The organism is Aquamicrobium aerolatum DSM 21857 (assembly GCF_900113935.1).
In the GTDB taxonomy this organism is placed as follows: Bacteria; Pseudomonadota; Alphaproteobacteria; order Rhizobiales; family Rhizobiaceae; genus Aerobium; species Aerobium aerolatum.
This window is the reverse complement of the sequence record NZ_FORF01000003.1, coordinates 38,914-62,984: the sequence shown is the minus strand read 5'-3', so window position 1 is coordinate 62,984 and position 24,071 is coordinate 38,914. Positions and strand designations below refer to the sequence as shown.

22 protein-coding genes are annotated in these 24,071 nt (G+C 62.3%); 12 read left to right on the top strand and 10 right to left on the bottom strand.

Annotation, left to right across the window (positions count from 1 at the left end):
* Positions 1 to 90 precede the first annotated feature (90 nt).
* Positions 91 to 2,652, bottom strand: coding sequence for an ABC transporter permease (locus BMZ42_RS03315; RefSeq protein WP_091518599.1), 2,562 nt, complete (start codon positions 2,650 to 2,652; stop codon positions 91 to 93).
* Positions 2,649 to 3,347, bottom strand: a complete 699-nt coding sequence (locus BMZ42_RS03310; protein ID WP_091518596.1) for an ABC transporter ATP-binding protein — start codon at positions 3,345 to 3,347, stop codon at positions 2,649 to 2,651. Before BMZ42_RS03310 ends, BMZ42_RS03315 begins: the two co-directional genes overlap by 4 nt.
* Positions 3,348 to 3,422: 75 nt before the next feature.
* On the opposite strand from BMZ42_RS03310, the gene BMZ42_RS03305 reads away from it, so the two are divergent.
* The 8 genes from BMZ42_RS03305 to BMZ42_RS03270 all read left to right on the top strand — a co-directional run bounded on the left by BMZ42_RS03305 (position 3,423) and on the right by BMZ42_RS03270 (position 9,043).
* Positions 3,423 to 4,067 carry an arylesterase gene (locus BMZ42_RS03305; protein WP_091518594.1) on the top strand — a complete coding sequence of 215 codons (645 nt, stop codon included), beginning with the start codon at positions 3,423 to 3,425 and terminating at the stop codon, positions 4,065 to 4,067.
* A gap of 102 nt (positions 4,068 to 4,169) precedes the next feature.
* Positions 4,170 to 4,766, top strand: a complete 597-nt coding sequence (gene thpR, locus BMZ42_RS03300) for an RNA 2',3'-cyclic phosphodiesterase (protein WP_091518591.1) — start codon at positions 4,170 to 4,172, stop codon at positions 4,764 to 4,766.
* 3 nt (positions 4,767 to 4,769) lie between these two features.
* Positions 4,770 to 5,084, top strand: a complete 315-nt coding sequence (locus BMZ42_RS03295; RefSeq protein ID WP_091518588.1) for a 4a-hydroxytetrahydrobiopterin dehydratase — start codon at positions 4,770 to 4,772, stop codon at positions 5,082 to 5,084.
* Between the two features lie 56 nt (positions 5,085 to 5,140).
* A complete protein-coding gene (locus BMZ42_RS03290) occupies positions 5,141 to 5,719 on the top strand; it encodes a tyrosine phosphatase family protein (RefSeq protein ID WP_091518585.1) in 579 nt (192 codons plus the stop codon).
* 155 nt (positions 5,720 to 5,874) lie between these two features.
* Positions 5,875 to 6,267 (top strand): YkvA family protein, encoded by a 393-nt coding sequence (locus BMZ42_RS03285; protein ID WP_091518583.1) that lies wholly within the window; start codon positions 5,875 to 5,877, stop codon positions 6,265 to 6,267.
* Between the two features lie 300 nt (positions 6,268 to 6,567).
* Positions 6,568 to 7,035 carry an invasion associated locus B family protein gene (locus tag BMZ42_RS03280; protein ID WP_420492438.1) on the top strand — a complete coding sequence of 156 codons (468 nt, stop codon included), beginning with the start codon at positions 6,568 to 6,570 and terminating at the stop codon, positions 7,033 to 7,035.
* A 320-nt stretch (positions 7,036 to 7,355) separates the two neighbouring features.
* Entirely contained in the window at positions 7,356 to 8,588 is a 1,233-nt protein-coding gene (rlmN, locus tag BMZ42_RS03275) for a dual-specificity RNA methyltransferase RlmN (RefSeq protein ID WP_091518578.1), read from the top strand.
* Entirely contained in the window at positions 8,585 to 9,043 is a 459-nt protein-coding gene (locus tag BMZ42_RS03270; RefSeq protein WP_091518576.1) for a hypothetical protein, read from the top strand. The genes rlmN and BMZ42_RS03270 overlap by 4 nt, the downstream gene beginning before the upstream one ends.
* A 4-nt stretch (positions 9,044 to 9,047) precedes the next feature.
* On the opposite strand, the gene BMZ42_RS03265 is transcribed toward BMZ42_RS03270, so the two are convergent.
* Both BMZ42_RS03265 and BMZ42_RS03260 read right to left on the bottom strand, forming a co-directional pair.
* A complete protein-coding gene (locus BMZ42_RS03265; protein ID WP_091518573.1) occupies positions 9,048 to 9,701 on the bottom strand; it encodes a LysE family translocator in 654 nt (217 codons plus the stop codon).
* A 74-nt stretch (positions 9,702 to 9,775) separates the two neighbouring features.
* Entirely contained in the window at positions 9,776 to 10,768 is a 993-nt protein-coding gene (locus BMZ42_RS03260; protein ID WP_091518571.1) for a hypothetical protein, read from the bottom strand.
* Between the two features lie 192 nt (positions 10,769 to 10,960).
* On the opposite strand from BMZ42_RS03260, the gene BMZ42_RS03255 reads away from it, so the two are divergent.
* The gene (locus BMZ42_RS03255) at positions 10,961 to 12,184 is read left to right on the top strand and encodes an argininosuccinate synthase (protein WP_091518568.1); all 1,224 of its coding nucleotides are present in this window, start codon (positions 10,961 to 10,963) and stop codon (positions 12,182 to 12,184) included.
* Between the two features lie 170 nt (positions 12,185 to 12,354).
* On the opposite strand, the gene BMZ42_RS03250 is transcribed toward BMZ42_RS03255, so the two are convergent.
* A complete protein-coding gene (locus BMZ42_RS03250) occupies positions 12,355 to 13,158 on the bottom strand; it encodes a lytic murein transglycosylase (protein WP_244523136.1) in 804 nt (267 codons plus the stop codon).
* Positions 13,159 to 13,643: 485 nt separating this feature from the next.
* Between BMZ42_RS03250 and ffh the strand changes: the two genes are divergently transcribed.
* Genes ffh through rpsP form a run of 3 tightly spaced genes read left to right on the top strand, consistent with a single transcriptional unit; the run spans position 13,644 to position 16,011 of the window.
* The gene (gene ffh / locus BMZ42_RS03245; protein ID WP_091518564.1) at positions 13,644 to 15,221 is read left to right on the top strand and encodes a signal recognition particle protein; all 1,578 of its coding nucleotides are present in this window, start codon (positions 13,644 to 13,646) and stop codon (positions 15,219 to 15,221) included.
* Positions 15,222 to 15,228: 7 nt separating this feature from the next.
* Positions 15,229 to 15,546, top strand: a complete 318-nt coding sequence (locus BMZ42_RS03240; RefSeq protein WP_091518561.1) for a chorismate mutase — start codon at positions 15,229 to 15,231, stop codon at positions 15,544 to 15,546.
* Positions 15,547 to 15,597: 51 nt separating this feature from the next.
* The gene (gene rpsP, locus BMZ42_RS03235; protein WP_091518559.1) at positions 15,598 to 16,011 is read left to right on the top strand and encodes a 30S ribosomal protein S16; all 414 of its coding nucleotides are present in this window, start codon (positions 15,598 to 15,600) and stop codon (positions 16,009 to 16,011) included.
* Positions 16,012 to 16,092: 81 nt separating this feature from the next.
* On the opposite strand, the gene lpdA is transcribed toward rpsP, so the two are convergent.
* From lpdA to sucC, 5 genes are all read right to left on the bottom strand, one after another.
* Positions 16,093 to 17,499, bottom strand: coding sequence for a dihydrolipoyl dehydrogenase (gene lpdA / locus BMZ42_RS03230; RefSeq protein ID WP_091518557.1), 1,407 nt, complete (start codon positions 17,497 to 17,499; stop codon positions 16,093 to 16,095).
* A 42-nt stretch (positions 17,500 to 17,541) separates the two neighbouring features.
* On the bottom strand, positions 17,542 to 18,774 hold the full coding sequence (odhB, locus tag BMZ42_RS03225) for a 2-oxoglutarate dehydrogenase complex dihydrolipoyllysine-residue succinyltransferase (protein ID WP_091518556.1): 1,233 nt from the start codon (positions 18,772 to 18,774) through the stop codon (positions 17,542 to 17,544).
* A 35-nt stretch (positions 18,775 to 18,809) separates the two neighbouring features.
* Complete coding sequence (locus tag BMZ42_RS03220; RefSeq protein WP_091518553.1) at positions 18,810 to 21,797, bottom strand: 2-oxoglutarate dehydrogenase E1 component; 2,988 nt, start codon at positions 21,795 to 21,797, stop codon at positions 18,810 to 18,812.
* A 148-nt stretch (positions 21,798 to 21,945) separates the two neighbouring features.
* The gene (gene sucD, locus BMZ42_RS03215) at positions 21,946 to 22,848 is read right to left on the bottom strand and encodes a succinate--CoA ligase subunit alpha (RefSeq protein ID WP_091518550.1); all 903 of its coding nucleotides are present in this window, start codon (positions 22,846 to 22,848) and stop codon (positions 21,946 to 21,948) included.
* A 23-nt stretch (positions 22,849 to 22,871) separates the two neighbouring features.
* A complete protein-coding gene (gene sucC / locus BMZ42_RS03210) occupies positions 22,872 to 24,065 on the bottom strand; it encodes an ADP-forming succinate--CoA ligase subunit beta (RefSeq protein ID WP_091518548.1) in 1,194 nt (397 codons plus the stop codon).
* Positions 24,066 to 24,071: the final 6 nt, after the last annotated feature.

Here is a 24,071-nt window from a genome sequence, read left to right as displayed (position 1 = left end):
AGAATATGCGCATTCTTGAGCATCAGGACAAGACTGTTGCATCACGAAATGCGTCGTGAATTGCAGAATTTGTCATGGCAAACGCACGGTTTAGAGGTTGCGCAGCACCGGCGCCGCCTTGTGACCAAGTACCCGCCATGTTCCGACCAGCCCGAAGCCGACCGTCAGCACCAGCGCCAGAACGACGGTCGAGACCGCGACTTCCGGCAGGAATGACGAGGGCAGCGACATGATGCGGGCCACCACGAACCACGCCGCCAATCCGCCCGCAAACAGCGCAAACACTGCGGTTGCAAGGCCGATGATCGCATATTCGAGGCTGAAGGCGGCAATCAGCGTGCGCCGTGTCGCGCCCAATGTCTTCAAGACGACCGCGTCGTGAATCCGCGCGCGGTTGCCCGCCGCCAGCGCCCCGGACAGAACCAGAACCGAGGCGATCAATGCGACGGCGGCAGCGGCCCGGATCGCCAACGCGAGTTGGGCGACGATGTCGTTCACGATTTCGAGGGCGTCCTTGACCCGGACGCTGGTGATGCCCGGAAACGCTCTGGTGATGGCGTTGAGAAGCCGCGCATCATCGGCGGGCGTCGCCTTGTCGTCGGACAAGGTGGCCAACCATGAATGCGGCGCGCCGGCAAAGGTGTTGGGCGAGAACACCATGACGAAATTGATGCCAAGCGATTCCCACTGCACTTCGCGAAAATTGGCAATACGCGCGGTGATGTTGCGGCCAAGCACGTTGACGGTGATCGTATCGCCGATCTTGACGCCGATCTCGCGCCCTTCCTGCGCCGCAAACGACACCAGCGGCTCGCCATCATAATCCTGCGGCCACCAGTTGCCCTCGGTCAAAGTCGAGTTTTCCGGCACGTTGCGCGCATAGGTGATGCCGCGATCGCCGCGCAGCACCCACGCGCCTTCCGGCGGCACCTGCACCTTGCGCACGTCGACGCCGTTGAGTTCCATCACCCGGCCGCGCAGCATCGGCACGCGGATCAGCTTGCCGTCTGGCGCCTCTTTCGCAACGAGATCGGCAAAGGCATCGGCGTCGCCGCTCTGAATATCGACGAAGAAGAAATTCGGCGCCTGTTCGGGCAGGTTTCCGGCGATCTGGCGGCGCAGATTGCCGTCGATCAGCGCCAGCGTGACCAGAAGCGTCAGGCCAAGCCCGAGCGACAGCACCACCGATGGTGTCAGCGCGCCGGGCCGATGGATGTTGCCGATGGCCAGCCGCAATGCGGTCGAGCGCACACGCGGACTGCGCCGTGCAAGCGCCTGAACCGCCCAGCCGACAAGTCGAAGCACCAGAAACGCGAAGATCGCCGCCCCGACGAAGGTCACCGCAATGCGCTGATCGCCCGACGTGCTGATGGCCAGCACCGCAAGGGCGACGGCTACGACCAGCGTGGCGACGACATAGACCGCGCGCGGCATGCCATTGGCGTCCATGCTCCTCTGGCGAAACAAGGCGGTCGCCGGAACGTCGCGCGCGCGGCCGAGCGGCAGCAGCGCGAAAGCCAGCGTGACCAGAACGCCAAACAGCGCAGCAAGCGCCAATGCGCCGGGATAGATGCCGCCGGACGCTGGCACCGGCAGCACCGACGACAGCAGCGCCCCTGCCGCCACCGGCATCAGCGCGCCAAGGATCAGGCCGGCCACGATGCCCATCAGCGCGATCATCAGCATCTGCACGAGATAGACGATGAAGACGAAACGGCCCGACGCCCCAAGGCTCTTGAAGGTGGCGATGACGCCACGCTTGGAATCCAGATAGGCACGCACGGCATTGGCGACGCCAACGCCGCCGACCACCAGCGCGGTCAGACCGACAAGCGTCAGGAACTGCGAGAAGCGCTCGATATTGGACGACAATGCCGGCGCGGCATTGGTGCGCGAGCGGATGCTCCAGCCGGCATTGGGAAATTCTGCGCTGGCGCGTTCGCGGATCTGGTTGATGTCGGCATCGCTGGTGCCATCAGCCATCCTGATCTTGTAGGCGTGTTCGACAAGACTTCCCGGCTGCATCAGGCCGGAAGCACGCAGGCCATCGAGCGAGACGAACAGACGTGGGGCAAGACCGAACCCGTCCGAAATCGCGTCGGGCTCGGTGACAAGACGCGCGCGCAGCTCCACTTCGGCGTTTCCAAGACGGATCTTGTCGCCGATCTTCACGCCGAGCCGGTCGAGCAGCATGTCGGCGACAATTGCGCCAACCACGCCGTCGCGGATTTCGAGCAGCTCTGACAAAGGCAGGTTCGGCTCGGCGACAAGCTCGCCATAGAGCGGATAGAGCGCATCGACGGCCTTCACTTCCACCAGCGTCTGGTCGGAGCCATCCGCCAGTCGCGCCATCGAGCGCATATTGGCGCTATGCGCCAGCGTGCCGATGCTTTCAAGGAACGAAGTTTCGGCTGCGTCTGTCTCGCGATGGACAAGCTGGAAGCGGATGTCGCCGCCAAGAAGATCGCGCCCCTGGGCTTCGACGCCGAGCGTGATCGCGCGCGCCACCGAATTGACGCCACCGATGGCGGCAACACCGAGCGCAATGCAGGCGATGAAGATCAGGAAGCCGGAAAGGCCGCCGCGCATCTCGCGCAACGAAAACCGCACCGCCAGCCGCAGGGTCTGGGCAAAGCCGCCGGACGCACTCATGCGCGGACCGCAGCTTGAACGGGTGCGGTTTCGATGCGGCCCGAACGCATCGCGATCTGGCGCGCGCAACGCGCGGCCAGTGCCGGGTCATGCGTGACCAGCACCAGCGTCATGCCGCGCTCCTGCGCCTTGGCAAACAGAAGATCGGCGATCTGACGGCCCGTCGCTTGGTCGAGGTTACCCGTCGGCTCGTCGGCGATCAGGATGGCCGGCTCCGGAGCCAGCGCGCGGGCGATTGCCACGCGCTGCTGCTCGCCGCCGGACAATTCGCCCGGATAATGGGTCACACGCTGCGACAGGCCGACGGCTTCCAGCTCGCGCGCGGCGACACCGAACGGGTCGGGATGACCGGCAAGCTCAAGCGGCACGGCGACATTTTCCAGCGCGGTCATGTTGGGGATCAGATGAAAGGACTGGAACACGATGCCGATATTGCGGCCACGAAAGGCGGCGACCTCATCCTCGCTCTTCCCGTCGATGCGCTTGCCAGCGATCCAGACCTCGCCGGCATCGACCTTTTCGAGCCCGGCGAGAACCATCAAAAGCGTCGATTTGCCGGAGCCGGACGGCCCGACAATGCCGGTCGCCTCGCCGCGCACGACTTCCAGGCTGACACCCTTGAGCACATCGACCGACGATGCGCCCTCGCCGAGCGTCAGGTGCACGTCCTTCATCGCGATTACGGCTTCTGTCACGGCGCTGACTTCCTATATTGGCAAGAGACGGGCGAGCGCCCAAACGGCAGGCTGGTCACATATGGGGCTATTCGCATGGCATGCAAAGCATTTTGGAACGGTCTCGTTGGTGCCGGCGTGGCGCTTGTCGCCTCAGCCTCGTTTGCGTTCGCCGATCCGGTCAGGATCGTCGGCTTGGGTGACAGCCTGATGGCGGGCTATCAGCTGGATGCGGGCCAATCATTCCCCGAAAAGCTTGAAGCGGCGTTGAAGGCGCGCGGTCACGATGTCGTGATCGCCAATGCCGGCGTTTCCGGCGACACCAGCGCCGGCGGCCTGTCGCGGCTCGACTGGTCGGTGCCCGACGACACCGACATGGTCATCCTCGAACTCGGCGCCAATGACATGCTGCGCGGGATCGCGCCGCAGGTAACCGAAGACAATCTTACCGCGATGATCGAGCGGCTGAACCAGCGCAACATCGACGTGGTTCTGGCCGGAATGGTGGCTGCGCCTAACCTTGGCGCCGATTATGCCGCGCAATTCAACCCGATCTTCCCGAAACTGGCGGCCCGTTATGACGTGCCGCTCTACCCTTTTTTCCTTGAGGGCGTGGCCGCCGAACGCGCCTTGTTGCTGGAAGACGGCATGCATCCCAACGCTGCGGGCGTGGATCGGATGGTCGAAAACTTCCTGCCATTGATCGAAGAGGTTCTCGCCGATGGGCCGGGCGGAATGTGAGCGCAAACTATCCCCAGGCTGCGCCGGCCTGTCACAAAACTGCTTGCCCCTGCGTCGTAAGGGTGTTTCGCTGATCAAAGCAGTCGATTCGAGGAGGTAGCCATGCCGCGACTTTTCACCGCCCTCGAGATTCCGCGTGATGCCACGCTGTCGCTGTCGCTTCTGCGCGGTGGCCTTCCGGGTGCGCGCTGGGTCGATGTCGAGAATTATCATCTGACCCTGCGCTTCTTCGGCGACATCGAGGGCCACGTCGCCGACGAGATCGCCAATGCGCTCGACCGCATCCGCCGCCCCGCCTTCACGCTGAAGCTGGCGGGGGTGGAAGCGTTCGGCTCCAAGAAACCACATTCGATCTATGCGGGGGTGGCACCTTCCGAAGAATTGTTCGCGTTGCAGGGCGAAATCGAGCGCATCTGCCAGCGCCTCGGCTTGCCGGCAGACCCACGCAAATTCGTGCCGCATGTGACGCTGGCGCGGCTGCGCAACACCAGCGTCGGCGATCTCGCGCACTATCTGTCATCGCGCGGAAATTTCGCCACCGAAGCCTTCAAGGTCAGCCGTTTCGTGCTGATGTCGTCGCGCGATTCGATCGGCGGCGGTCCCTACGTGGTCGAGGAAACCTGGCCGCTCGACGCACGCGGCGAAAGGGGCAACACGGCGACCTATGAAGACTATATCAAGACCCAGGCGATGAGGTAGGCGATGGCGCGCAACACCCTCGACGGACCGGCGATCACTGAGGCTCTTGCCCTCCTTGAGGGCTGGGCGCTGGAACATGGCGCGACCGCCATCGTGAAAACCTACAAGTTCGCAAGTTTCAGCGAGGCTTTCGGGTTCATGACCCGCGCCGCGCTGGCGGCCGAAACGCTCGATCATCATCCGGAATGGTTCAACAGCTACAACAAGGTCGAGGTGCGACTGTCGACGCACAGCGCCCGCGGCCTGACCCAGCTCGATTTTGCGCTGGCAAAGGCCATGGACGACATCGTTGACCGGCGCGATAGCTCGCGGACCTGACAGAACCGGCGACGATGGGCTAAGGTCGCGGCTCTGAAGCAATTACTGGATAGACAATGATTACCCCTGCCATCTCCGTTCTTACCATTTGCGGCATTGCCGAGATCCCCTCGCATGGTCCGCGCGCAGTTTCGCATGTGCTGTCGGTGATCGATCCGGACCGTCCCGAACTGACTGAGTTCTCCAGCTTTGGCGAACATCACCGCACGACGCTGCGCTTCCATGACATCATCGACCCGCAGGCCGGGCTGGTGATGCCGGAACGCGCGCATATGGAAAGCATCCTGGATTTTGGCAGCAGCCTTGCCAACGACGCCGAACCGGGCGCACAGGGCCATCTCCTCGTCCACTGCCATATGGGCGTGTCGCGCTCGACCGCTGCGATGGTGACGCTGATGTTGCAGGCGCGCGAGGACGCCAGCGAAGAGGCGCTGTTTGAAGAACTGCGCGCGATCCGTCCGCAGGCCTGGCCGAATTCGGTGATGATCGGCATGGCCGACGACATGCTGGGGCGCAGCGGACGGCTGGTCGACGCCCTGCGCGGCCATTATGCGCATCAGATCAAGGTTCAGCCGGAGCTTCCCAAATGGATGGCCTCGATGGGACGCGGACGCGAAGTCGAGATGGCGCGCTAAAGCGCGTCGCGATCTTTCAGATTCGCTGCGAGCGCTTTAGCTCCTTGTTTTTTGCATGTCTTTGTCCCGAAACCGGTTCCCACTTTCGGGAGACATGGTTTAGACGCGTCATCGGCCTCTTGCACTGAACAATCGGACTGCCCATCTTTTTCTCCATGAACACGATCCTCCCGCAGTCCCGCATCAGCCAGATCCTCAAGCCAGTCGATGCGAAGGAAGATTCGCGGCGCGAAAAGCGCGTGCGCCAGGGTTTCTGGCGTACACTCAAGCGCGCGGCGGCTTACATTCCGTTCATGGAAGAGGTCGTCGCGGCCTATTATGCCGCGCTCGACAGCAAGACGCCGTTGCGGGTGCGCGGCACGCTGCTGGCGGCACTGGCCTATTTCGTCATGCCCATCGACGTGATCCCCGACTTCCTCGTTGTGTTCGGCTTTACCGACGATCTGGCCGTCCTGACCGCCGCCATTGCTGCGATTCAGGGCCATATCCGGCCGGAACACCGCAGAGCCGCAAAGGCCGCGCTGAAGGACCTCGACCGCCAGAGCTGACGCCCCCCATTCGCGCCTTGCGCATTTCAGTCAAATTCTCGCCTTCTTTGGCCGTTTGAACGGGTGAGGGACGCCATGCACATTGGTGCCGCGCTTGAAATGAAGCGTGAAGCCGATGGGCAGGGCTGGGTTTTCGAGGCGACAACAATCCGAATGCGGATACGGTTCACTCTTTGGTAACCCAGATTAAGTAAAATTAAGCGAATGGCACCAGATCGGGACCACTTCGATCACCCGTACACGCACAGGGATAACGCTATAAAGATGCGCGGAACCATTACGACGATCTCCTGCCTTGCCATGCTGGCTTTCGCCAGCCCGGTGATGGCGCAGTCAGCAACCAAGATCGGCCAGCACAACGCATGGGGGACCTACTCCTATCCGTCGAACGCAGGAAAGGTCTGCTATGTTCTGACCGTACCCACGGACAAGCAGCCGACGTCGCTCGATCATGGCGACATCTTCTTCTTTGTCAGCCAGAAGCCCGGCCAGAACGGCGCCTATGAGCCGCAGTTCATCGCGTCCTACGATTTCCAGACGAATTCGAAAGTGCGCGTCAGCGTTGGCGACAAGAGCTTCCAGCTGTTCACACGCGGCAAATCGGCTTGGCTCGAAAATGCCGCCGAGGAACCTCAGCTGATCGCTGCCATGCGGGGCGGCTCGGACATGAAAGTGCAGGCAACATCAGGCCGCGGCAACGCAACCGGCTACACCTTCTCGCTCAAGGGCATCACCGCAGCACTGAATTCGATCCAGTCCTGTTCCTGAGCAGGCCTGACATCGCCGACTGGAGGGCCGGGTTAACCCCCGGCCTTTTTGCGTCAATGCAGCTGGTCTGAAAGCATCGCGCGCGTTCGGCCTCGCGTCACCAGCTTCAAGTCGCCCGATGCGCGCATGTCTTTATCCCGAAACCGGTTCCCACTTTCGGGAGACATCGCTTCAAGTCACCGGGTTTGCGCATGTCTTGGTCCCGAAACCGGTTCCCACTTTCGGGAGACATGCGCTAAACGCGTGACGCAACGACGTTCTTCTGCTATGGCCACGGCAAAACTGGCAGGCGGCTGCGACCGCCCCTATATCATGCGGCCATGACCCTATCATTTGATCTCACTTCGCCCGAAACCCGCGCCATGCTTGGCGCAAGCGCCCGTGCGCCCGAAAAGCCGTCGCTGATCGGCATGTCGCGCGAGGAAATGGCGCTTGCTCTTGGCGATGCCGGCGTGCCCGAGCGCCAGCGCAAGATGCGCGTCCAGCAGCTGTGGCACTGGCTCTACGTGCGCGGCGTGTCGGACTTTGCCGACATGCGCAACATCTCCAAGGATCTGCGCGCGGAACTGGCGCGCCACTTCACGGTTGCCCGCCCTGAAGTGGTCGAAGAACAGATTTCCAATGACGGCACCCGCAAATGGCTGTTCCGTTTCCCGCCGCGCGGCGCTGGCCGTCCGGTGGAAATCGAGACCGTCTACATCCCCGAGGAAGGGCGCGGCACGCTGTGCATTTCGAGCCAGGTCGGCTGCACCCTGACCTGCTCGTTCTGCCACACCGGCACGCAGAAGCTGGTGCGAAACCTGACGGCCGAGGAAATCCTTGCCCAGTTGATGACCGCGCGCGACCGGCTTGGCGATTTTCCAGATGCCGATACGCCCGATGGCGCGATCGTGCCGGCCGAAGGGCGCAAGGTGTCCAACATCGTCATGATGGGCATGGGCGAGCCGCTGTATAATTTCGAAGCCGTCAAGAAGGCGCTGTTGATCGCCTCGGATGGCGACGGGCTGGCGCTGTCGAAGCGCCGCATCACCCTGTCGACCTCGGGCGTGGTGCCGGAAATCTTCCGCACCGGCGAGGAAATCGGCGTCATGCTGGCGATCTCGCTGCATGCCGTGCGCGACGATCTGCGCGACATGCTGGTGCCGATCAACAAGAAATATCCGCTCGAACAGCTGATGGACGCCTGCCGCAAATATCCCGGCCTGTCCAATGCGCGCCGCATCACCTTCGAATATGTGATGCTCAAGGACGTCAACGATTCGCTCGCCGACGCCAAGGAACTGGTGCGCCTTCTCAGAGGCATTCCGGCCAAGATCAACCTGATCCCGTTCAATCCGTGGCCCGGCACCAATTATCAGTGCTCAGACTGGGAGCAGATCGAGAAGTTTGCCGACTACGTCAACCAGGCCGGCTACGCCTCGCCGATCCGCACCCCGCGCGGCCGCGACATTCTCGCCGCCTGTGGCCAGCTCAAGTCAGAATCGGAGCGCATGCGCAAGAGCGACCGGCTGGCGCTGGAAGCGATGATGATTGCAGGGCACGGCGAAGCGTGAACCGGCTGCTCGTCTATCTCGGACGGCTGACCCTGATCCTTTTCGGATTCATCTTCGCTGCGCTCGGCGCAAGCGCGTTCTTGCATGTGCTGATCCTCGGAGCCCTGCCCTTCACCGGCGAGGAACTGGCCTTCGCCGCTGGCGGGCTCATCGTCTCGGTGCCATTTCTGGCGCTGATCGTGGGCAATATCGGCTTCCTGCCGGCAATGATCGCCATCTTGATCGCGGAATTTATCGGCCGCCGCGACTGGCTTTATTTTGCGCTGGCAGGTGGAGCCTGCGGGCTGGCGGCAAGCTGGCTCACCAGCTTTCATACAGAATTCGACCACAGCCTAGACCCAACCACCGCTACACTGGCGCTCGGCGCGACCGGAATGGTTGGCGGCCTGTGCTACTGGCTGGTGGCCGGGCGCAGCTCGGGCGCGTGGATAGAAGGCGCCATCGACAAAGGCTGAGGCTTCAGCGCGCCTGCGCCATCAGGATCTTCAGCGCGAAAGCGGAAAATACACCTGCGAACACATAATCGATCGCGCGCATGAAGCGCGGCGACCGCTTCAGAAGCCCTGAAAAACTGTCCGCCGCCAGCACCATCGACAAGGTCAGCGGCAGCGAAATCACGATGAACAGGACGCCCAGAAACAGGAGCTGATGCGGCGCGTTGGGATCGCTTGCCGACACGAATTGCGGCAGGAAGGTCATGAAGAACAGCAGGATCTTCGGGTTGAGCAGATTGACCACCAGCCCCGTCGCCCAATTGCTGGCAAACGATGTCTTCTTGCTGCCATTCTGGGCCTGCGGCGCAAAGGCCGAGCCGTGGCGGATGGCCTGAAAGGCGAGCCAGACGAGATAGCCTGCGCCAAAGATCTTGAGCGCGAAGAATGCCTGCGGCGAGGCCACGATCAGCGCCGACAGGCCGAACGACACCAGCGCGGTGTGAACCAGAATGCCGCTCATGGCCCCGGCCATGCAGGCAAGGCCCGCCATCCGCCCCTGCGACAGCGCGCGCCCGACGAACAGCGTCATGTCGGGGCCGGGCGTGATCGCGATGATGAAGACTGCAACGGCGAACTGGGCAAGGGTCGAAAAATCCGGAACGAAGGCAGGCAGGTGCATGACAGGGTCTCGCGCAAATGATGCCTAGCTATACGCCCGCCTTGGGGCGGGCGCGAGAGGCAAAAGACGTCGCGTCAATCGCGCGTCGGGCGCAGTTCCAGCGAAGATCCGGACAATGTTTCGTCCTCGTCGGCAAGCGTCGCATGACGGACATAACGCTTGCCGTTCCAGCGCCAGACACTGCCTTCGCCGCCACCAGCGACTGGCAGCGTCACCAGATCGTGCCAGCCATCCTGGCCCGCTTTGGGATCGGTATGGATGCGTGCGTTTTCGGTATCGTAGACGACCCGCCATTGCGTCTCGTAAGTATCGTCCGGTTTTCTGTCTGCCGAGGCATCGAAAGCAAATCCGGTGAGGTTGCAGCCGGAGCGGCCAAAATACCATGACGAGCCGCATAGCCGCGTGAACAGGACACGCCTGCCCGCGCCAAACTCCGCCATCGCGGCGGTCAGCTGGGGCTTTGACGCGGTTGCCAGTTCAAACGCTGCAATGTCGCCTTCGCGCAGAGACCGCGCAAGTTCCAGATAGGACGAATAGGGCGTCAAGGTCACGGTGTCGTAGGCCGACATATCGCGTGGCGTGCAGCGCTCCTCAAGCGTGGTGATGGCGCGGTGCGAGCCACGTAATGACAGCGCAAAGCGCGTTGACGCGGTTTCGCCCTCGCCGTCAAGCGCCAGCTCAGCACGCACCGCCGTCTTCAGCGGATCGAGTGCCAAACGCGGAAGTCGCAAGGCGTTCCTGTCCATGCCCTCGAACGGCGCAAGCCGGTAGGGTTTGCGATCCACGGTCAGCGTTGCCTCTTTCAGCACCGTGTCGCCTTCCATCTCGAACATCAGAACCCAGCGCTGTGCGGCGCAGCTCAGGGTCAGGCCGGTGACGGGTCCGCTCGCACGCGGTGTCGGCACAGTCGCCTGCGCTTCTGTCTGATGTGGCTGCCAGCGCTCGCCGCTCTGGGCAAAAACCGGCGTGGCCACCGCTGCTGCAGTGGCAGCCAGAAAGGCACCGTGTATCAGGGCACGCGCTGTCATGACTTTGGATCGTCCGGCTTCAGGCAATGTGTCGCGCACGCATTTCTCCCCGCAGCGCAGAATCAGGTGTGAAAGTCTAGCTACCATATGGCATGCGACAAGATTGCGGCCTTTCACAATCCAATGAGCAGTGACAGCTTGCGGCCTTGCCCGTCACCGCATTCCTGCTAAAAGTGCGCCCAATCCTTTCAGAAACGGGACCGCGTGTCCCGACACAACACCGGGTGCGACATGTCCAAGTGGAAAGACGTCAAGAAGGTGGTGCTGGCCTATTCCGGCGGCCTCGATACCTCCATCATCCTGAAATGGCTCCAGACCGAGCTGGGTGCCGAGGTCGTGACCTTCACGGCAGATCTGGGTCAGGGTGAAGAACTCGAGCCGGCGCGCAAGAAGGCCGAGATGCTCGGCATCAAGGAAATCTACATCGAGGACGTGCGCGAGGAATTCGTCCGCGACTTCGTCTTCCCGATGTTCCGCGCCAACGCCCAGTATGAGGGCCTGTACCTTCTCGGCACCTCGATTGCGCGCCCGCTGATCTCCAAGCGTCTCGTCGAGATCGCCGAAGAGACCGGCGCCGACGCCATCGCGCACGGCGCGACCGGCAAGGGCAACGACCAGGTTCGTTTCGAGCTGTCGGCTTACGCCCTCAACCCCGACATCAAGGTGATCGCACCCTGGCGCGACTGGACCTTCAAGTCGCGTACCGACCTGATCAACTTTGCCGAACAGCACCAGATCCCGGTCGCCAAGGACAAGCAGGGCGAGGCTCCGTTCTCCGTCGACGCCAACCTCTTGCACTCGTCCTCCGAGGGCAAGGTGCTGGAAGATCCGTGGATGGCGCCGCCGGAATATGTCCACATGCGCTCGGTGTCGCCGATGGACGCACCCGACACGCCGACCGAAATCACCCTCACCTTCAAGAACGGTGACCCGGTTGCCCTCAACGGCAAGGAATTGTCGCCGGCAACGCTGCTCAAGGCGCTCAACGATCTTGGCCGCGACAATGGCATCGGTCGTCTCGATCTGGTCGAAAACCGCTTCGTCGGCATGAAGTCGCGCGGCGTCTACGAGACCCCCGGCGGCACGATCCTGCTGCAGGCACACCGCGCCATCGAGTCGATCACGCTGGATCGCGGCGCGGCGCACCTCAAGGACGAGCTGATGCCGCGCTATGCCGAGCTGATATATAACGGCTTCTGGTTCTCGCCGGAGCGCGAAATGCTGCAGGCCCTGATCGACAAGAGCCAGGCAGACGTCGAAGGCGACGTGCGCCTGACGCTCTACAAGGGCAATGTCATCGTCACCGGCCGCCGTTCGCCCAAGTCGCTCTATTCGGACGCGCTGGTCACCTTCGAGGACGACCGTGGCGCCTACGACCAGAAGGACGCCGAAGGCTTCATCCGCCTCAACGCGCTGCGTCTGCGCACGCTGGCCGCGCGCAAGCGCAACAGCTGATCTCGTTAAACCTCAATGAAAAAGGCCCGGTAGCGAAAGCGACCGGGCCTTTTTTTGGCTTGGAGCAATTCCAGCAAAAAGTGCGAAGCGGTTTTGCGGTCGGAATTGCGTAAAACAAAGAGTCGGAGCAAATCCGCGATTCAACGAAACCGCGGAAATGCCCAGCTCGATCAGTTACCGTCGATCTGGCGGCCCATGATGGCGATGGCCTGCTGGTAGACGCCAGCAGCGTTCCAGCCTTCGATGGCGGCGAAATTCGGCTCGCCCTTCTGATAGCCGGCACCGCGACGCCAGCCATGGCCAACGAGGAAGTTGGCGGTCGAGTGCAGGGCATCGGCGCGCGAATTGATCAGATCGACATGTCCGTCGCCATCGCCGTCAACGCCATATTTGATGACATTTTCCGGCAGGAACTGGGTCTGGCCGACTTCGCCATGGGCCGCGCCGATCGCCGAAGGGCTCAGATCGCCACGATCAACGAGTTGCAGGGCCGCGATGATCTGGCGGGTGAAGAATTCCGAGCGACGGCAATCATAAGCCAGCGTTGCCGCGGCCGAAACGATGTTCTGGTTGCCGAGGAAGCCGCCAAAATTGGTTTCCATGCCCCAGATCGCTAGCAGCGGGCCAGCCGGCACGCCGTAGCGCTTCTCGATCTGCGCAAACAACTGCGCGTTCTGCTGCTTGACCTGACGGCCCTTGCGCACGATCTGCGCCGCGCCGCGCCGTTCCATGAACTGGTCCAGCGTCAGCTTGAAGCTCTTCTGGCCACGGTCCGCCTTGATCGTCGCTGTGTTGTAGCGGGTGCCGTCAAGCGCCGCGAGCGCGCGCTGGCCAAGGCCGCGCGACTGCGCATGCTGACGGAACTGCGATTTCCACGTCTCGAAGCCATCGGCGGTGTTGCCGCAAGCCTGCGCATAGGCCGCAGCCGAGGACAGCCCGAGCGCGAGCACCGCCGCCGCGACCACTTTCATCATTGCTTTCGCCATACACTTGCCTTTCCGATAGCCCGATCCTGTTGCCTGATGCGGTCGCTTGCGCCATCCCGCGTGCCCCCACAACACGCAAATCAGACATGATTGCGAGGCGAATTGCGGATTTTGTAGACGAATTCGATTACTGCCGTGTTACTGTGGCAGGACTACCACAATTTTGGCGCACATTCCGCGCCCGCGCGCGCAAAACCGGAAGCCGCGCCGAGCCTCGGCCTCGGCCCTGACGCGCAAAAGCTTCGCTTTCGCTTGACTCGACGGCGCTTTTCCTGTCTAGAACCTGCAAATTCAGCGACGAGGTAGAACTCTGAGCCGCCGACCGGGGCGATCTTCAACGAAGATGACGATCCCGGAGGTCAACACCCGACAGCGCGATGCGCCCTCGGGTGCGTTACGGCTTTGAGCTTTGCTTTCCGATGCCGAGCCATTACCTCTCTGTCGATGCAAATGGCAGGGAATGGGAAAAACGGATGTTTGAATCACTTCAGGAGCGCCTTGGCTCCATCCTCAACGGCCTCACCGGCCGCGGTGCGCTCTCCGAAGCCGACGTCTCGGCGGCGCTGCGCGAAGTGCGTCGTGCGCTGATCGAGGCAGACGTTGCGCTCGAAGTCGTCCGTTCGTTCACCGACAAAGTGCGCAGCAAGGCGGTCGGCGCGGAAGTTCTGAAGTCGATCAAGCCCGGCCAGATGGTCGTCAAGATCGTTCATGACGAACTGGTCGAGATGCTGGGTGCCGAAGGCGTCGCCATCGATCTCAACGCCCCTGCCCCGGTCGTCATCATGATGGTCGGCCTGCAGGGTTCCGGCAAGACCACCACCTCTGCCAAGATCGCCAAGCGGCTGACCGAGCGCCAGGGCAAGAAAGTGCTGATGGCCTCGCTCGACACGCGCCGTCCGGCCGCGCAGGAGCAATTGCGCCAGCTCGGCGAGCAGACCGGCGTTGCGACCCTGCCGATCATTGCCGGCCAGACCCCGGTCGATATTGCCAAGCGCTCGGTGCAGGCGGCAAAGCTCGGCGGCCACGACGTCGTCATCCTCGACACCGCCGGCCGCACCCATATTGACGAGCCGCTGATGGCCGAAATGGCCGAGATCAAGCGCTCGGCCAACCCGCATGAAATCCTGCTCGTCGCCGACTCGCTGACCGGTCAGGACGCCGTCAATCTCGCCCGCAACTTCGACGAACGCGTCGGTGTCACCGGCCTGGTGCTGACCCGCATGGACGGCGATGGCCGTGGCGGTGCCGCCCTGTCGATGCGCGCCGTGACCGGCAAGCCGGTCAAGCTGATCGGTGTCGGCGAAAAGATGGATGCGCTGGAGGAGTTTCATCCCAAGCGCATCGCCGACCGCATCCTTGGCATGGGCGACATCGTCAGCCTGGTCGAGAAGGCTGCTGAAACCATCGACGCGGAAAAAGCCGCGGCGATGGCGAAGAAGATGCAGTCGGGCAAGTTCGACCTGAACGACCTCGCCGACCAGCTGCGCCAGATGCAGAAGATGGGTGGCATGGGCGGTATCATGGGCATGATGCCGGGCATGGGCAAGATGAAGGACCAGATCGCCGCCGCCGGGCTCGATGACAAGATGTTCGGTCGTCAGATCGCCATCATCCAGTCGATGACCAAGGCCGAGCGCGCCAATCCCGACCTTCTCAAGCATTCGCGCAAGAAGCGCATTGCCGCCGGCTCCGGCACCGATGCGGCGCAGATCAACAAGCTTTTGAAAATGCACCGCCAGATGGCCGACATGATGAAAGCCATGGGCGGCAAGGGCAAGGGCGGCGGCATGATGCGCGCCGCAATGGGCGGCCTTGCCTCCAAGATGGGTATGGGCGGCATGATGCCGGGTATGGGCGGAATGCCCGACCTGTCGAAGATGGACCCCAAGCAGCTCGAAGCGCTGCAGAAGCAGGCAGAGGCTGCGGGTCTGGGCGGCGGCCTGCCGAAAGGGCTTCCCGGCGGATTTCCGGGATTGCCGGGGGGCGGCCTTCCGGGCCTGTCGGGCGGCTTGAAGCTTCCGGGTCTGCCCGGCGGTCCAAAGAAGAAGTGAGGGGCAGATGAGCGAAACCAACAATAACGACGTTGCACGCGCCAAGCTGGCGCAATACCGCTCGTCGATCGACAATATCGATGCGGCGCTGGTGCATATGCTAGCCGAGCGCTTCCGCTGCACGCAGGCAGTGGGCCACCTGAAGGCAACTCATGATCTGCCGCCAGCCGATCCGGCACGCGAGCAGCAGCAGATCGCCCGTCTGCGCCAGCTGGCGCAGGATGCAAATCTCGATCCGGATTTTGCGGAGAAGTTCCTCAACTTCATCATCCGCGAAGTCATCCGTCACCATGAGGCGATTGCCTCTGAAAACGGCAAATCCTGATACCCCAAGACCCAACAAGACACACAGACAGAAGATCCAGGAGAACTCGAAATGGCACTGAAAATCCGTCTTTCGCGCGCAGGTTCCAAGAAGCGCCCTTACTACCACATCGTCATCGCTGACGTGCGCACCCCGCGCGACGGCCGTTTCATCGAGCAGGTCGGTTCGTGGAACCCGATGCTGGCCAAGGACGGCGAGCGCGTGAAGGTCAACGAAGAGCGCGTCAAGCACTGGATGGCCAACGGCGCGCTGCCGACCGACCGCGTTGCCCGCTTCCTCGCCGAAGCTGGCCTGATCCAGCGCGACGCCCGCAACAACCCGACCAAGGGTGAGCCAGGCAAGAAGGCCCAGGAGCGTATCGCTGCTGCCAAGGCCGCTGAAGAAGCCGCCGCCGCCAAGGCTGCCGCAGATGCTGCCGCCGCTGCTGAAGCTGCTGCTGCTCCGGCTGAAGAGACCGCTGAATAATCAGCGATCTCAACGATCGTCAGACATGAAAAAGGCCAGCTCGACGAGCTGGCCTTTTTTGTTGGGCTTTCGTGAAGCCGATCACATGTGAATCGGCTTGGAGAAGGTCGCCAGCGCGGCTTCCTTGACGGCTTCCGACATCGTCGGATGCGCATGGCAGGTGCGAGCGAGGTCTTCCGACGAGCCGCCGAACTCCATCAGCACCGCTGCCTCATGGATCATCTCGCCGGCACCAAAGCCGACGATGTGAACGCCGAGCACGCGGTCGGTCGCCTTGTCAGCCAGCACCTTGACGAAACCGTCGGTCTGCAACATCGAGCGTGCGCGGCCATTGGCCGAAAACGGGAACTTGCCGGACGAATAGGCAATGCCCGCCTTCTTCAGTTCTTCCTCGGTCTTGCCAACGGAAGCGACTTCGGGGCTGGTGTAAACAACGCCCGGAATGACGTCGTAATTGACGTGTCCGGCCTGGCCGGCCAGCATCTCGGCAACGGCAACGCCTTCTTCCTCGGCCTTGTGCGCAAGCATCGGACCGACAACGACGTCGCCAATGGCGTAGATGCCCGGCACGTTGGTCTGCAAGCGGCCATCGACCTGCACGCGGCCACGCTCGTCGAGCGCAACGCCGGCAGCCTCAAGGCCAAGGCCGGCCGTGTAAGGCTTGCGGCCCGTAGCGACCAGCACGGCGTCTGCGTCGATGGTGACGGCATCGCCGCCCTTGACCGGCTCGAAGGTGACCTTCGAGCCCTTGCCATCCTTGGCGACGCCAGTGACCTTGGCGCCGAGCTTGAACTCGAAGCCCTGCTTGCCCAGCATGCGCTGGTACTGCTTGGCGACTTCGCCATCCATGCCGCCAAGGATCGTGTCGAGATATTCGACCACGGTGACCTTGGCGCCAAGACGCGCCCAGACCGAACCCAGCTCCAGACCGATGACGCCGCCACCGACGACGACGAGATGGCCAGGCACCTTGTCGAATTCGAGCGCGCCGGTCGACGACACGATGGTCTTTTCGTCAAAGGCGACATCGACGCCGGGAATGCCGGCAATGTCCGAACCGGTGGCGATGACGATGTTCTTCGTCGCCAGTTCCTGCGCGCTGCCGTCTTCGGCGGTGACCGAAACCTTCCCCTGGCCAAGAACCTGACCGGTACCCTGGAAGGTGTCGATCTTGTTTTTCTTCATCAGGAAGACGAGGCCCTTGGTGTTCTGCTCGACGGTGTTGACGCGATGCGCCATCAGCTTTTCGAGGTTCACCTTCGGCTTGGAAATCTCGATGCCGAGGGCGTCGAACGAATGTTCGGCCTCCATCAGCATCTCGGTCGCGTGCAGCAAGGCCTTGGACGGAATGCAGCCGACATTGACGCAGGTGCCGCCATAGGTGTCGCGCTTTTCGACCAGCGCGACCTTCAGGCCCAGCTGCGACGCCTTGATGGCGCAGACATAACCGCCGGGACCGGCACCGATAACGACAAGATCATAGCTCATGACAAAATCCTTCAGTCTGGGACAGGCGCTGGGTGACCCCGATCAGAGATCGAGAACCAGACGCTCCGGATCTTCCAGCGTTTCCTTGACACGGACGAGGAAGGTCACGGCTTCCTTGCCGTCGACGATGCGGTGATCGTAGGACAGAGCGAGATACATCATCGGACGGATGACGATCTGGCCGCCGATGACAACCGGACGTTCCTGGATCTTGTGCATGCCCAGAATGCCCGACTGCGGCGCATTCAGGATCGGCGTCGACATCAGCGAACCATAGACGCCGCCATTCGAGATGGTGAAGGTGCCGCCCTGCATGTCGGCGACCGACAGCTTGCCGTCACGCGCCGCCAGACCCAGACGACCGATTTCCTTCTCGATTTCCGAGATCGACATCTGGTCGGCATCGCGCACCACCGGCACGACGAGGCCCTTGTCGGTACCGACTGCGACGCCGATATGGGCGAAGTTCTTGTAGATGATGTCGGTGCCGTCGATCTCGGCGTTGACCGCCGGGATTTCCTTCAGGGCGTGGGTCACGGCCTTGGTGAAGAAGCCCATGAAGCCGAGCTTGACGCCGTGCTTCTTCTCGAACAGATCCTTGTACTTGGCGCGCAGATCCATCACCGGCTTCATGTCCACCTCGTTGAAGGTGGTCAGCATGGCGGCGGTTGCCTGCGCTTCCTTGAGACGGCGCGCAATGGTCTGGCGCAGGCGCGTCATCTTCACGCGCTCTTCGCGCACGGCATCGCCCTCGGACGAAGCCGGACGCGCTGCAACCGGAGCCGGGGCTGCGGCAGGCGCGGCGACACCCTTGGCGATGGCGTCGAGGACGTCGCCCTTGAGCACCTGACCGCGCTTGCCCGAACCTGCGACCTGATCGGTCGAGATGCCGGCTTCCGCCGCAGCCTTGGCCGCCGACGGCGCAGCTGGCATCGAGGTCTGGCCGGCGGGCGCTGCCGCAGCTGCCTGAGCTGGTGCGGCCTGCGGCGCTTCTGCCTTGGCTTCTGCCTTCTTGGCAGGTGCCGCTGCTGCGCCCGCGCCTTCGGAGATCATGCCGAGCAGGGCCGCGACACCGACGGTCTCGCCTTCCTGGGCGACGATTTCCGACAGGACGCCGGCGGCAGGAGCCGGAACCTCGATCGTGACCTTGTCGGTTTCGAGTTCAACAAGCGGTTCGTCGACAGCAATCGCGTCGCCGGCCTTCTTGAACCACTTGCCGATGGTCGCTTCTGCGACGGATTCTCCGAGTGTCGGAACGCGAATTTCGGTAGCCATTGTTCTTTTCCGTTGCCTGGTTTCGCTTCAGTTTCTCATTCGCCGCCGAGCGCGTCCTCGAGGAAGGCCTCGAGCTGCGCCAGGTGCTTGGACATCAGGCCAGTTGCCGGGGAAGCGGCAGCCGGGCGTCCAGTATAGCGCACGCGCTGATGTTTGGCGTCGATATGAGCTAGTACCCATTCCAGATACGGGTCGATGAACGACCACGCACCCATGTTCTTCGGTTCTTCCTGGCACCAGACCATTTCCGCGTTGCGGAAGCGTGACAGCTCATTGATCAGCGCCTTGGCCGGGAACGGATAGAGTTGCTCGACCCGCAGCAGGTAGATGTCGTCGATGCCACGCTTTTCACGCTCTTCGTAAAGATCGTAATAGACCTTGCCCGAGCACAGGACGACGCGGCGGATCTTGGAATCCTTGACCAGCTTGATCGGCTCGTTGCCGAGATATTGCGCATCGTCCCACAACAGGCGGTGGAAGGAGCTTTCACCCGACAGTTCCGACATCGTCGAGATCGCCCGCTTGTGACGCAGCAGCGACTTCGGCGTCATCAGGATCAGCGGCTTGCGGAAGTCACGCTTGAGCTGGCGACGCAGCGCATGGAAGTAGTTGGCAGGCGTCGTGATGTTGGCGACCTGCATGTTGTCTTCCGCGCACATCTGCAGGAAGCGCTCCAGACGCGCCGAGGAGTGCTCCGGCCCCTGACCTTCATAGCCATGCGGCAACAGGCAGACGAGGCCCGACATGCGCAGCCATTTGCGCTCGCCCGACGAGATGAACTGGTCGAACAACACCTGGGCACCGTTGGCGAAGTCGCCGAACTGCGCTTCCCACAGGGTCAGCGCACGCGGCTCGGCCAGCGAGAAGCCATATTCGAAGCCGAGCACGGCTTCTTCCGACAGCATCGAGTTGATGACTTCGTAGTTGGCCTGCTGCGGTCCCAGATTGTTGAGCGGGATGTAGCGGTCTTCCGAACGCTGGTCGTAGAGCACCGAATGGCGCTGCGAGAACGTACCACGCTCCGAATCCTGACCCGAAAGACGGATCGGATTGCCTTCCATCAGGATCGAGCCGAACGCCAGCGCCTCGCCGGTTGCCCAGTCGATGCCCTCGCCGGACTCGATCGCCTTGCGGCGGTTCTCGAGGAAGCGGCCGATGGTGCGGTGAACTTCAAACTCGGCCGGAACCTCGGTCAGCTTCTTGCCGATTTCCTTCAGCGTCTTCAGCGGCACCGCGGTCTTGCCACGACGCTGCTCGTCCTGATTGTCGGCAGTGCGCAGGCCTGTCCACGCCCCATCGAGCCAGTCGGCCTTGTTGGGCTTGTAGGTCTGACCAGCCTCGAACTCGGTTTCCAGCTGAGCACGCCATTCGGCGCGCATCGCGTCGATGTCTTCCTGAGTCATCAGGTTCTCAGCAATCAGCTTGTCGCTGTAGAGCTGCAAGGTCGTGCGGTGCGCACGGATTTCCTTGTACATCTGCGGCTGGGTGAATGCCGGCTCGTCGCCTTCGTTGTGACCGAAGCGACGGTAGCAGAACATGTCGATGACCACCGGCTTGTGGAACTTCATCCGGTATTCGGTGGCAATCTTGGCAGCAAACACGACCGCTTCCGGATCGTCGCCGTTGACGTGGAAGATCGGCGCTTCGATCATCTTGGCAACGTCGGACGGATAGGGCGACGAGCGCGAGAAGCGCGGATTGGTGGTGAAACCGATCTGGTTGTTGATGATGAAATGCACGGTGCCGGCAACGCGATGACCGCGCAGGCCCGACAGGCCGAGGCACTCGGCAACAACGCCCTGACCGGCAAATGCGGCGTCACCATGGATCAGCAACGGCATCACCTTGGCGCGGGCCTCGATCGGGATGAATTCCTCACGCGTGCGGCCGAAAATCTGGTCCTGCTTGGCGCGCGCCTTGCCCATCACCACCGGATTGACGATTTCCAGATGCGACGGGTTGGCGGTCAGCGAGAGGTGAACCTTGTTGCTGTCGAACTCGCGGTCCGACGATGCACCAAGATGGTACTTCACGTCGCCCGAACCCTCGACGTCATCCGGCGCAAAGGAGCCGCCCTTGAACTCGTGGAACACGGCGCGATGCGGCTTTGCCATCACGTTGGTGAGAACGTTGAGGCGGCCACGGTGGGCCATGCCGAGCACGATCTCCTTGAGGCCGAGCTGGCCGCCGCGCTTGATGATCTGCTCCAGCGCCGGGATCAGCGATTCACCGCCATCAAGACCGAAACGCTTGGTGCCCTTGTACTTGACGTCGATGAACTGCTCGAAGCCTTCCGCCTCGATCAGCTTCGACAGGATCGCCTTCTTGCCGTTCGGCGTGAACTCGATGCCCTTGTCCGGCCCTTCGATGCGCTCCTGAATCCACGCCTTTTCCTCCGGGTTGGAGATGTGCATGAATTCAACGCCGAGCGTCGAGCAATAGGTACGCTTGAGAATGTCGAGCATCTGGCGCACGGTGGCGTATTCCAGCCCCAGAACGCGGTCGATGAAGATCGGACGATCATAGTCTGCCTCGGTGAAGCCATAGGCCTCCGGCGACAATTCGTTATAGTCTTCCTGCGGCTTGGCAATGCCGAGCGGGTCGAGATTGGCGTGCAGATGACCGCGCATGCGGTAGGCGCGGATCATCATGATGGCGCGCACGGAATCGCGGGTCGCCTGCAGCACTTCGGCTTCCGAGATGCCGCCCTTGGCAGCAGCCTTGTCGCGGACCTTCTTGTCGAGGTGCTTTTCGACCGTGCCCCAGTCGCCATCGAGCGCCGAGACCAGTTCACCGGATTGCTTCAGCGGCCAGTTTGCCGATTCCCAGGACGCGCCCTGCGCGTTCTTCAGAACGTCGGCAGCGTCATCCTTGAGCGCGCCGAAAAACTCCTGCCACTCCGCGTCGACCGATGCAGGGTTTTCCTGCCAGGACGCATAAAGGGTCTCGATGTAGTCGGCGTTGCCGCCATACAGGAACGAGGTAAGCGAAAACTGGTCGTTGGCCTGATCTTGCCGCGCCATCTCTTGATCCTTTGGAGCTGCCGCTCCGTCTACTTGCCTGTGCGGTCGAGCCGCGTTCGGGTCGTGGAGCCAGGTCATGGACCGGCTTCACCGACCGCTCATCTCATTGAATTGTGCCGGGCAGGTGACCGCCCGGCACAATATTGCTTCAGCCCTTGATGGCTTCGACCAAGGTCGTGCCAAGGCGTGCCGGCGACGGCGAAACGCGGATGCCCGCATCTTCCATCGCCGCGATCTTGTCTTCAGCGCCGCCCTTGCCGCCGGAGATCACCGCACCGGCGTGACCCATGGTGCGACCTTCCGGAGCGGTGCGACCCGCGATGAAACCGGCCATCGGCTTCTTGCGGCCGCGCTTGGCTTCGTCCTTGAGGAACTGCGCTGCTTCTTCTTCTGCCGAGCCGCCGATCTCGCCGATCATGATGATCGACTTGGTCTCGTCGTCAGCCAGGAACATCTCGAGGATGTCGATGAACTCGGTGCCCTTGACCGGGTCGCCGCCGATGCCGACAGCGGTCGTCTGCCCGAGGCCTTCATTGGTGGTCTGGAACACGGCCTCATAGGTCAGCGTGCCCGAACGCGACACGACACCGACCGAACCCTTGCGGAAGATCGAGCCCGGCATGATGCCGATCTTGCACTCGTCAGGGGTGACGAGGCCGGGGCAGTTCGGGCCGATCAGACGCGACTTCGACTTTTCAAGACGTGCCTTGACCTTGACCATGTCCATGACCGGGATGCCCTCGGTGATGCAGACGATCAGCTCCATCTCGGCCTCGATGGCCTCGATGATCGCTGCGGCTGCACCTGCCGGCGGAACGTAGACCACCGAAGCGGTCGCACCGGTGCGGTCCTTGCCTTCTGCAACGGAAGAGAAGATCGGCAGGGTCTCGCCCTTGGAACCGGTCCAGTTCTCGCCGCCCTTCTTGGGGTGGATACCGCCGACCATCTGCGTGCCATGATAGGCCAGCGCCTGCTCGGTGTGGAACGTACCCGTCTTGCCGGTCAGGCCCTGGACGAGGACTTTCGTGTCTTTGTTGATAAGGATCGACATTACTTCTGGTCCTTCAAAATCCGTTAGCCGGCGATCGCCGCGACGATCTTCTTGGCGGCGTCGTCAAGGTCGTCAGCAGCGGTGATGGCAAGGCCGGATTCGTTGAGAATCTTCTTGCCCAGCTCGACATTGGTGCCTTCCAGACGAACCACCAGCGGAACCTTGAGGCCCACTTCCTGCACGGCTGCGACAACGCCTTCGGCGATGACGTCGCACTTCATGATGCCGCCGAAGATGTTGACGAGGATGCCCTCGACCTTCGGATCTGCCGTGATGATCTTGAACGCTGCGGCAACCTTCTCCTTGCCGGCACCACCGCCGACGTCACAGAAGTTTGCCGGCTCCTTGCCGTACAGCTTGATGATGTCCATCGTCGCCATGGCAAGACCTGCGCCGTTGACCATGCAGCCGATATTGCCATCGAGCGCCACGTAAGCGAGATCCCACTTGGAGGCCTCGATTTCCTTGGCGTCCTCTTCCGACTCGTCACGCAGGGCGCGCACGTCGTCATGGCGGAACAGCGCGTTGCCGTCGAACGACATCTTGGCGTCGAGAACGCGCAGACGGCCGTTTTCCATCACGATCAGCGGATTGACCTCGAGCAGTGCCATGTCCTTCTCGACGAAGGCCTGGTAGAGGATCGGGAACAGCTTCTTGCCATCTTCCGCAGCTTCACCGGTCAGCTCCAGCGCGCTGTTGAGCTTGGCAACGTCAGCTTCGGTGACGCCGGTTTCCGGATCGATCGCCACGGTGATGATCTTTTCCGGGGTCTTTTCGGCAACGGCTTCAATGTCCATGCCGCCTTCGGTGGAAACCACGAAGGCAACGCGGCCAACCGTACGGTCGACCAGCAGCGACAGATAAAGCTCGCGCGAAATGTCGGCGCCGTCCTCGATGTAGAGGCGGTTGACCTGCTTGCCGGCTGCGCCGGTCTGCGCGGTCACCAGCGTGTTGCCGAGCATTTCCTTGGCATGCGCCTTGGCTTCGTTGATCGAGAACGCAAGACGGACGCCGCCCTTGGCATCTGGGCCGAGTTCCTTGAACTTGCCCTTGCCGCGGCCACCGGCGTGGATCTGGCTCTTGACCACATAAAGCGGACCCGGCAGCGACTTGGCGGCAGCTTCGGCCTCGTCGGCGCTGAGGATCGCGACGCCTTCGGCGACTGGCGCGCCATAGCCCTTCAGGAGTTGCTTGGCCTGATATTCGTGAATGTTCATGCTTGG

Excerpts from the sequence above, each read along its gene's own strand:
- BMZ42_RS03315 (WP_091518599.1), bottom strand. The coding sequence starts at position 2,652 with ATGAGTGCGTCCGGCGGCTTTGCCCAGACCCTGCGGCTGGCGGTGCGG.
- BMZ42_RS03305 (WP_091518594.1), top strand. The coding sequence starts at position 3,423 with ATGGCATGCAAAGCATTTTGGAACGGTCTCGTTGGTGCCGGCGTGGCG.
- thpR (WP_091518591.1), top strand. The coding sequence starts at position 4,170 with ATGCCGCGACTTTTCACCGCCCTCGAGATTCCGCGTGATGCCACGCTG.
- BMZ42_RS03295 (WP_091518588.1), top strand. The coding sequence starts at position 4,770 with ATGGCGCGCAACACCCTCGACGGACCGGCGATCACTGAGGCTCTTGCC.
- BMZ42_RS03290 (WP_091518585.1), top strand. The coding sequence starts at position 5,141 with ATGATTACCCCTGCCATCTCCGTTCTTACCATTTGCGGCATTGCCGAG.
- BMZ42_RS03285 (WP_091518583.1), top strand. The coding sequence starts at position 5,875 with ATGAACACGATCCTCCCGCAGTCCCGCATCAGCCAGATCCTCAAGCCA.
- BMZ42_RS03280 (WP_420492438.1), top strand. The coding sequence starts at position 6,568 with ATGCTGGCTTTCGCCAGCCCGGTGATGGCGCAGTCAGCAACCAAGATC.
- rlmN (WP_091518578.1), top strand. The coding sequence starts at position 7,356 with ATGACCCTATCATTTGATCTCACTTCGCCCGAAACCCGCGCCATGCTT.
- BMZ42_RS03265 (WP_091518573.1), bottom strand. The coding sequence starts at position 9,701 with ATGCACCTGCCTGCCTTCGTTCCGGATTTTTCGACCCTTGCCCAGTTC.
- BMZ42_RS03255 (WP_091518568.1), top strand. The coding sequence starts at position 10,961 with ATGTCCAAGTGGAAAGACGTCAAGAAGGTGGTGCTGGCCTATTCCGGC.
- BMZ42_RS03250 (WP_244523136.1), bottom strand. The coding sequence starts at position 13,158 with ATGATGAAAGTGGTCGCGGCGGCGGTGCTCGCGCTCGGGCTGTCCTCG.
- ffh (WP_091518564.1), top strand. The coding sequence starts at position 13,644 with ATGTTTGAATCACTTCAGGAGCGCCTTGGCTCCATCCTCAACGGCCTC.
- BMZ42_RS03240 (WP_091518561.1), top strand. The coding sequence starts at position 15,229 with ATGAGCGAAACCAACAATAACGACGTTGCACGCGCCAAGCTGGCGCAA.
- rpsP (WP_091518559.1), top strand. The coding sequence starts at position 15,598 with ATGGCACTGAAAATCCGTCTTTCGCGCGCAGGTTCCAAGAAGCGCCCT.
- lpdA (WP_091518557.1), bottom strand. The coding sequence starts at position 17,499 with ATGAGCTATGATCTTGTCGTTATCGGTGCCGGTCCCGGCGGTTATGTC.
- odhB (WP_091518556.1), bottom strand. The coding sequence starts at position 18,774 with ATGGCTACCGAAATTCGCGTTCCGACACTCGGAGAATCCGTCGCAGAA.
- BMZ42_RS03220 (WP_091518553.1), bottom strand. The coding sequence starts at position 21,797 with ATGGCGCGGCAAGATCAGGCCAACGACCAGTTTTCGCTTACCTCGTTC.
- sucD (WP_091518550.1), bottom strand. The coding sequence starts at position 22,848 with ATGTCGATCCTTATCAACAAAGACACGAAAGTCCTCGTCCAGGGCCTG.
- sucC (WP_091518548.1), bottom strand. The coding sequence starts at position 24,065 with ATGAACATTCACGAATATCAGGCCAAGCAACTCCTGAAGGGCTATGGC.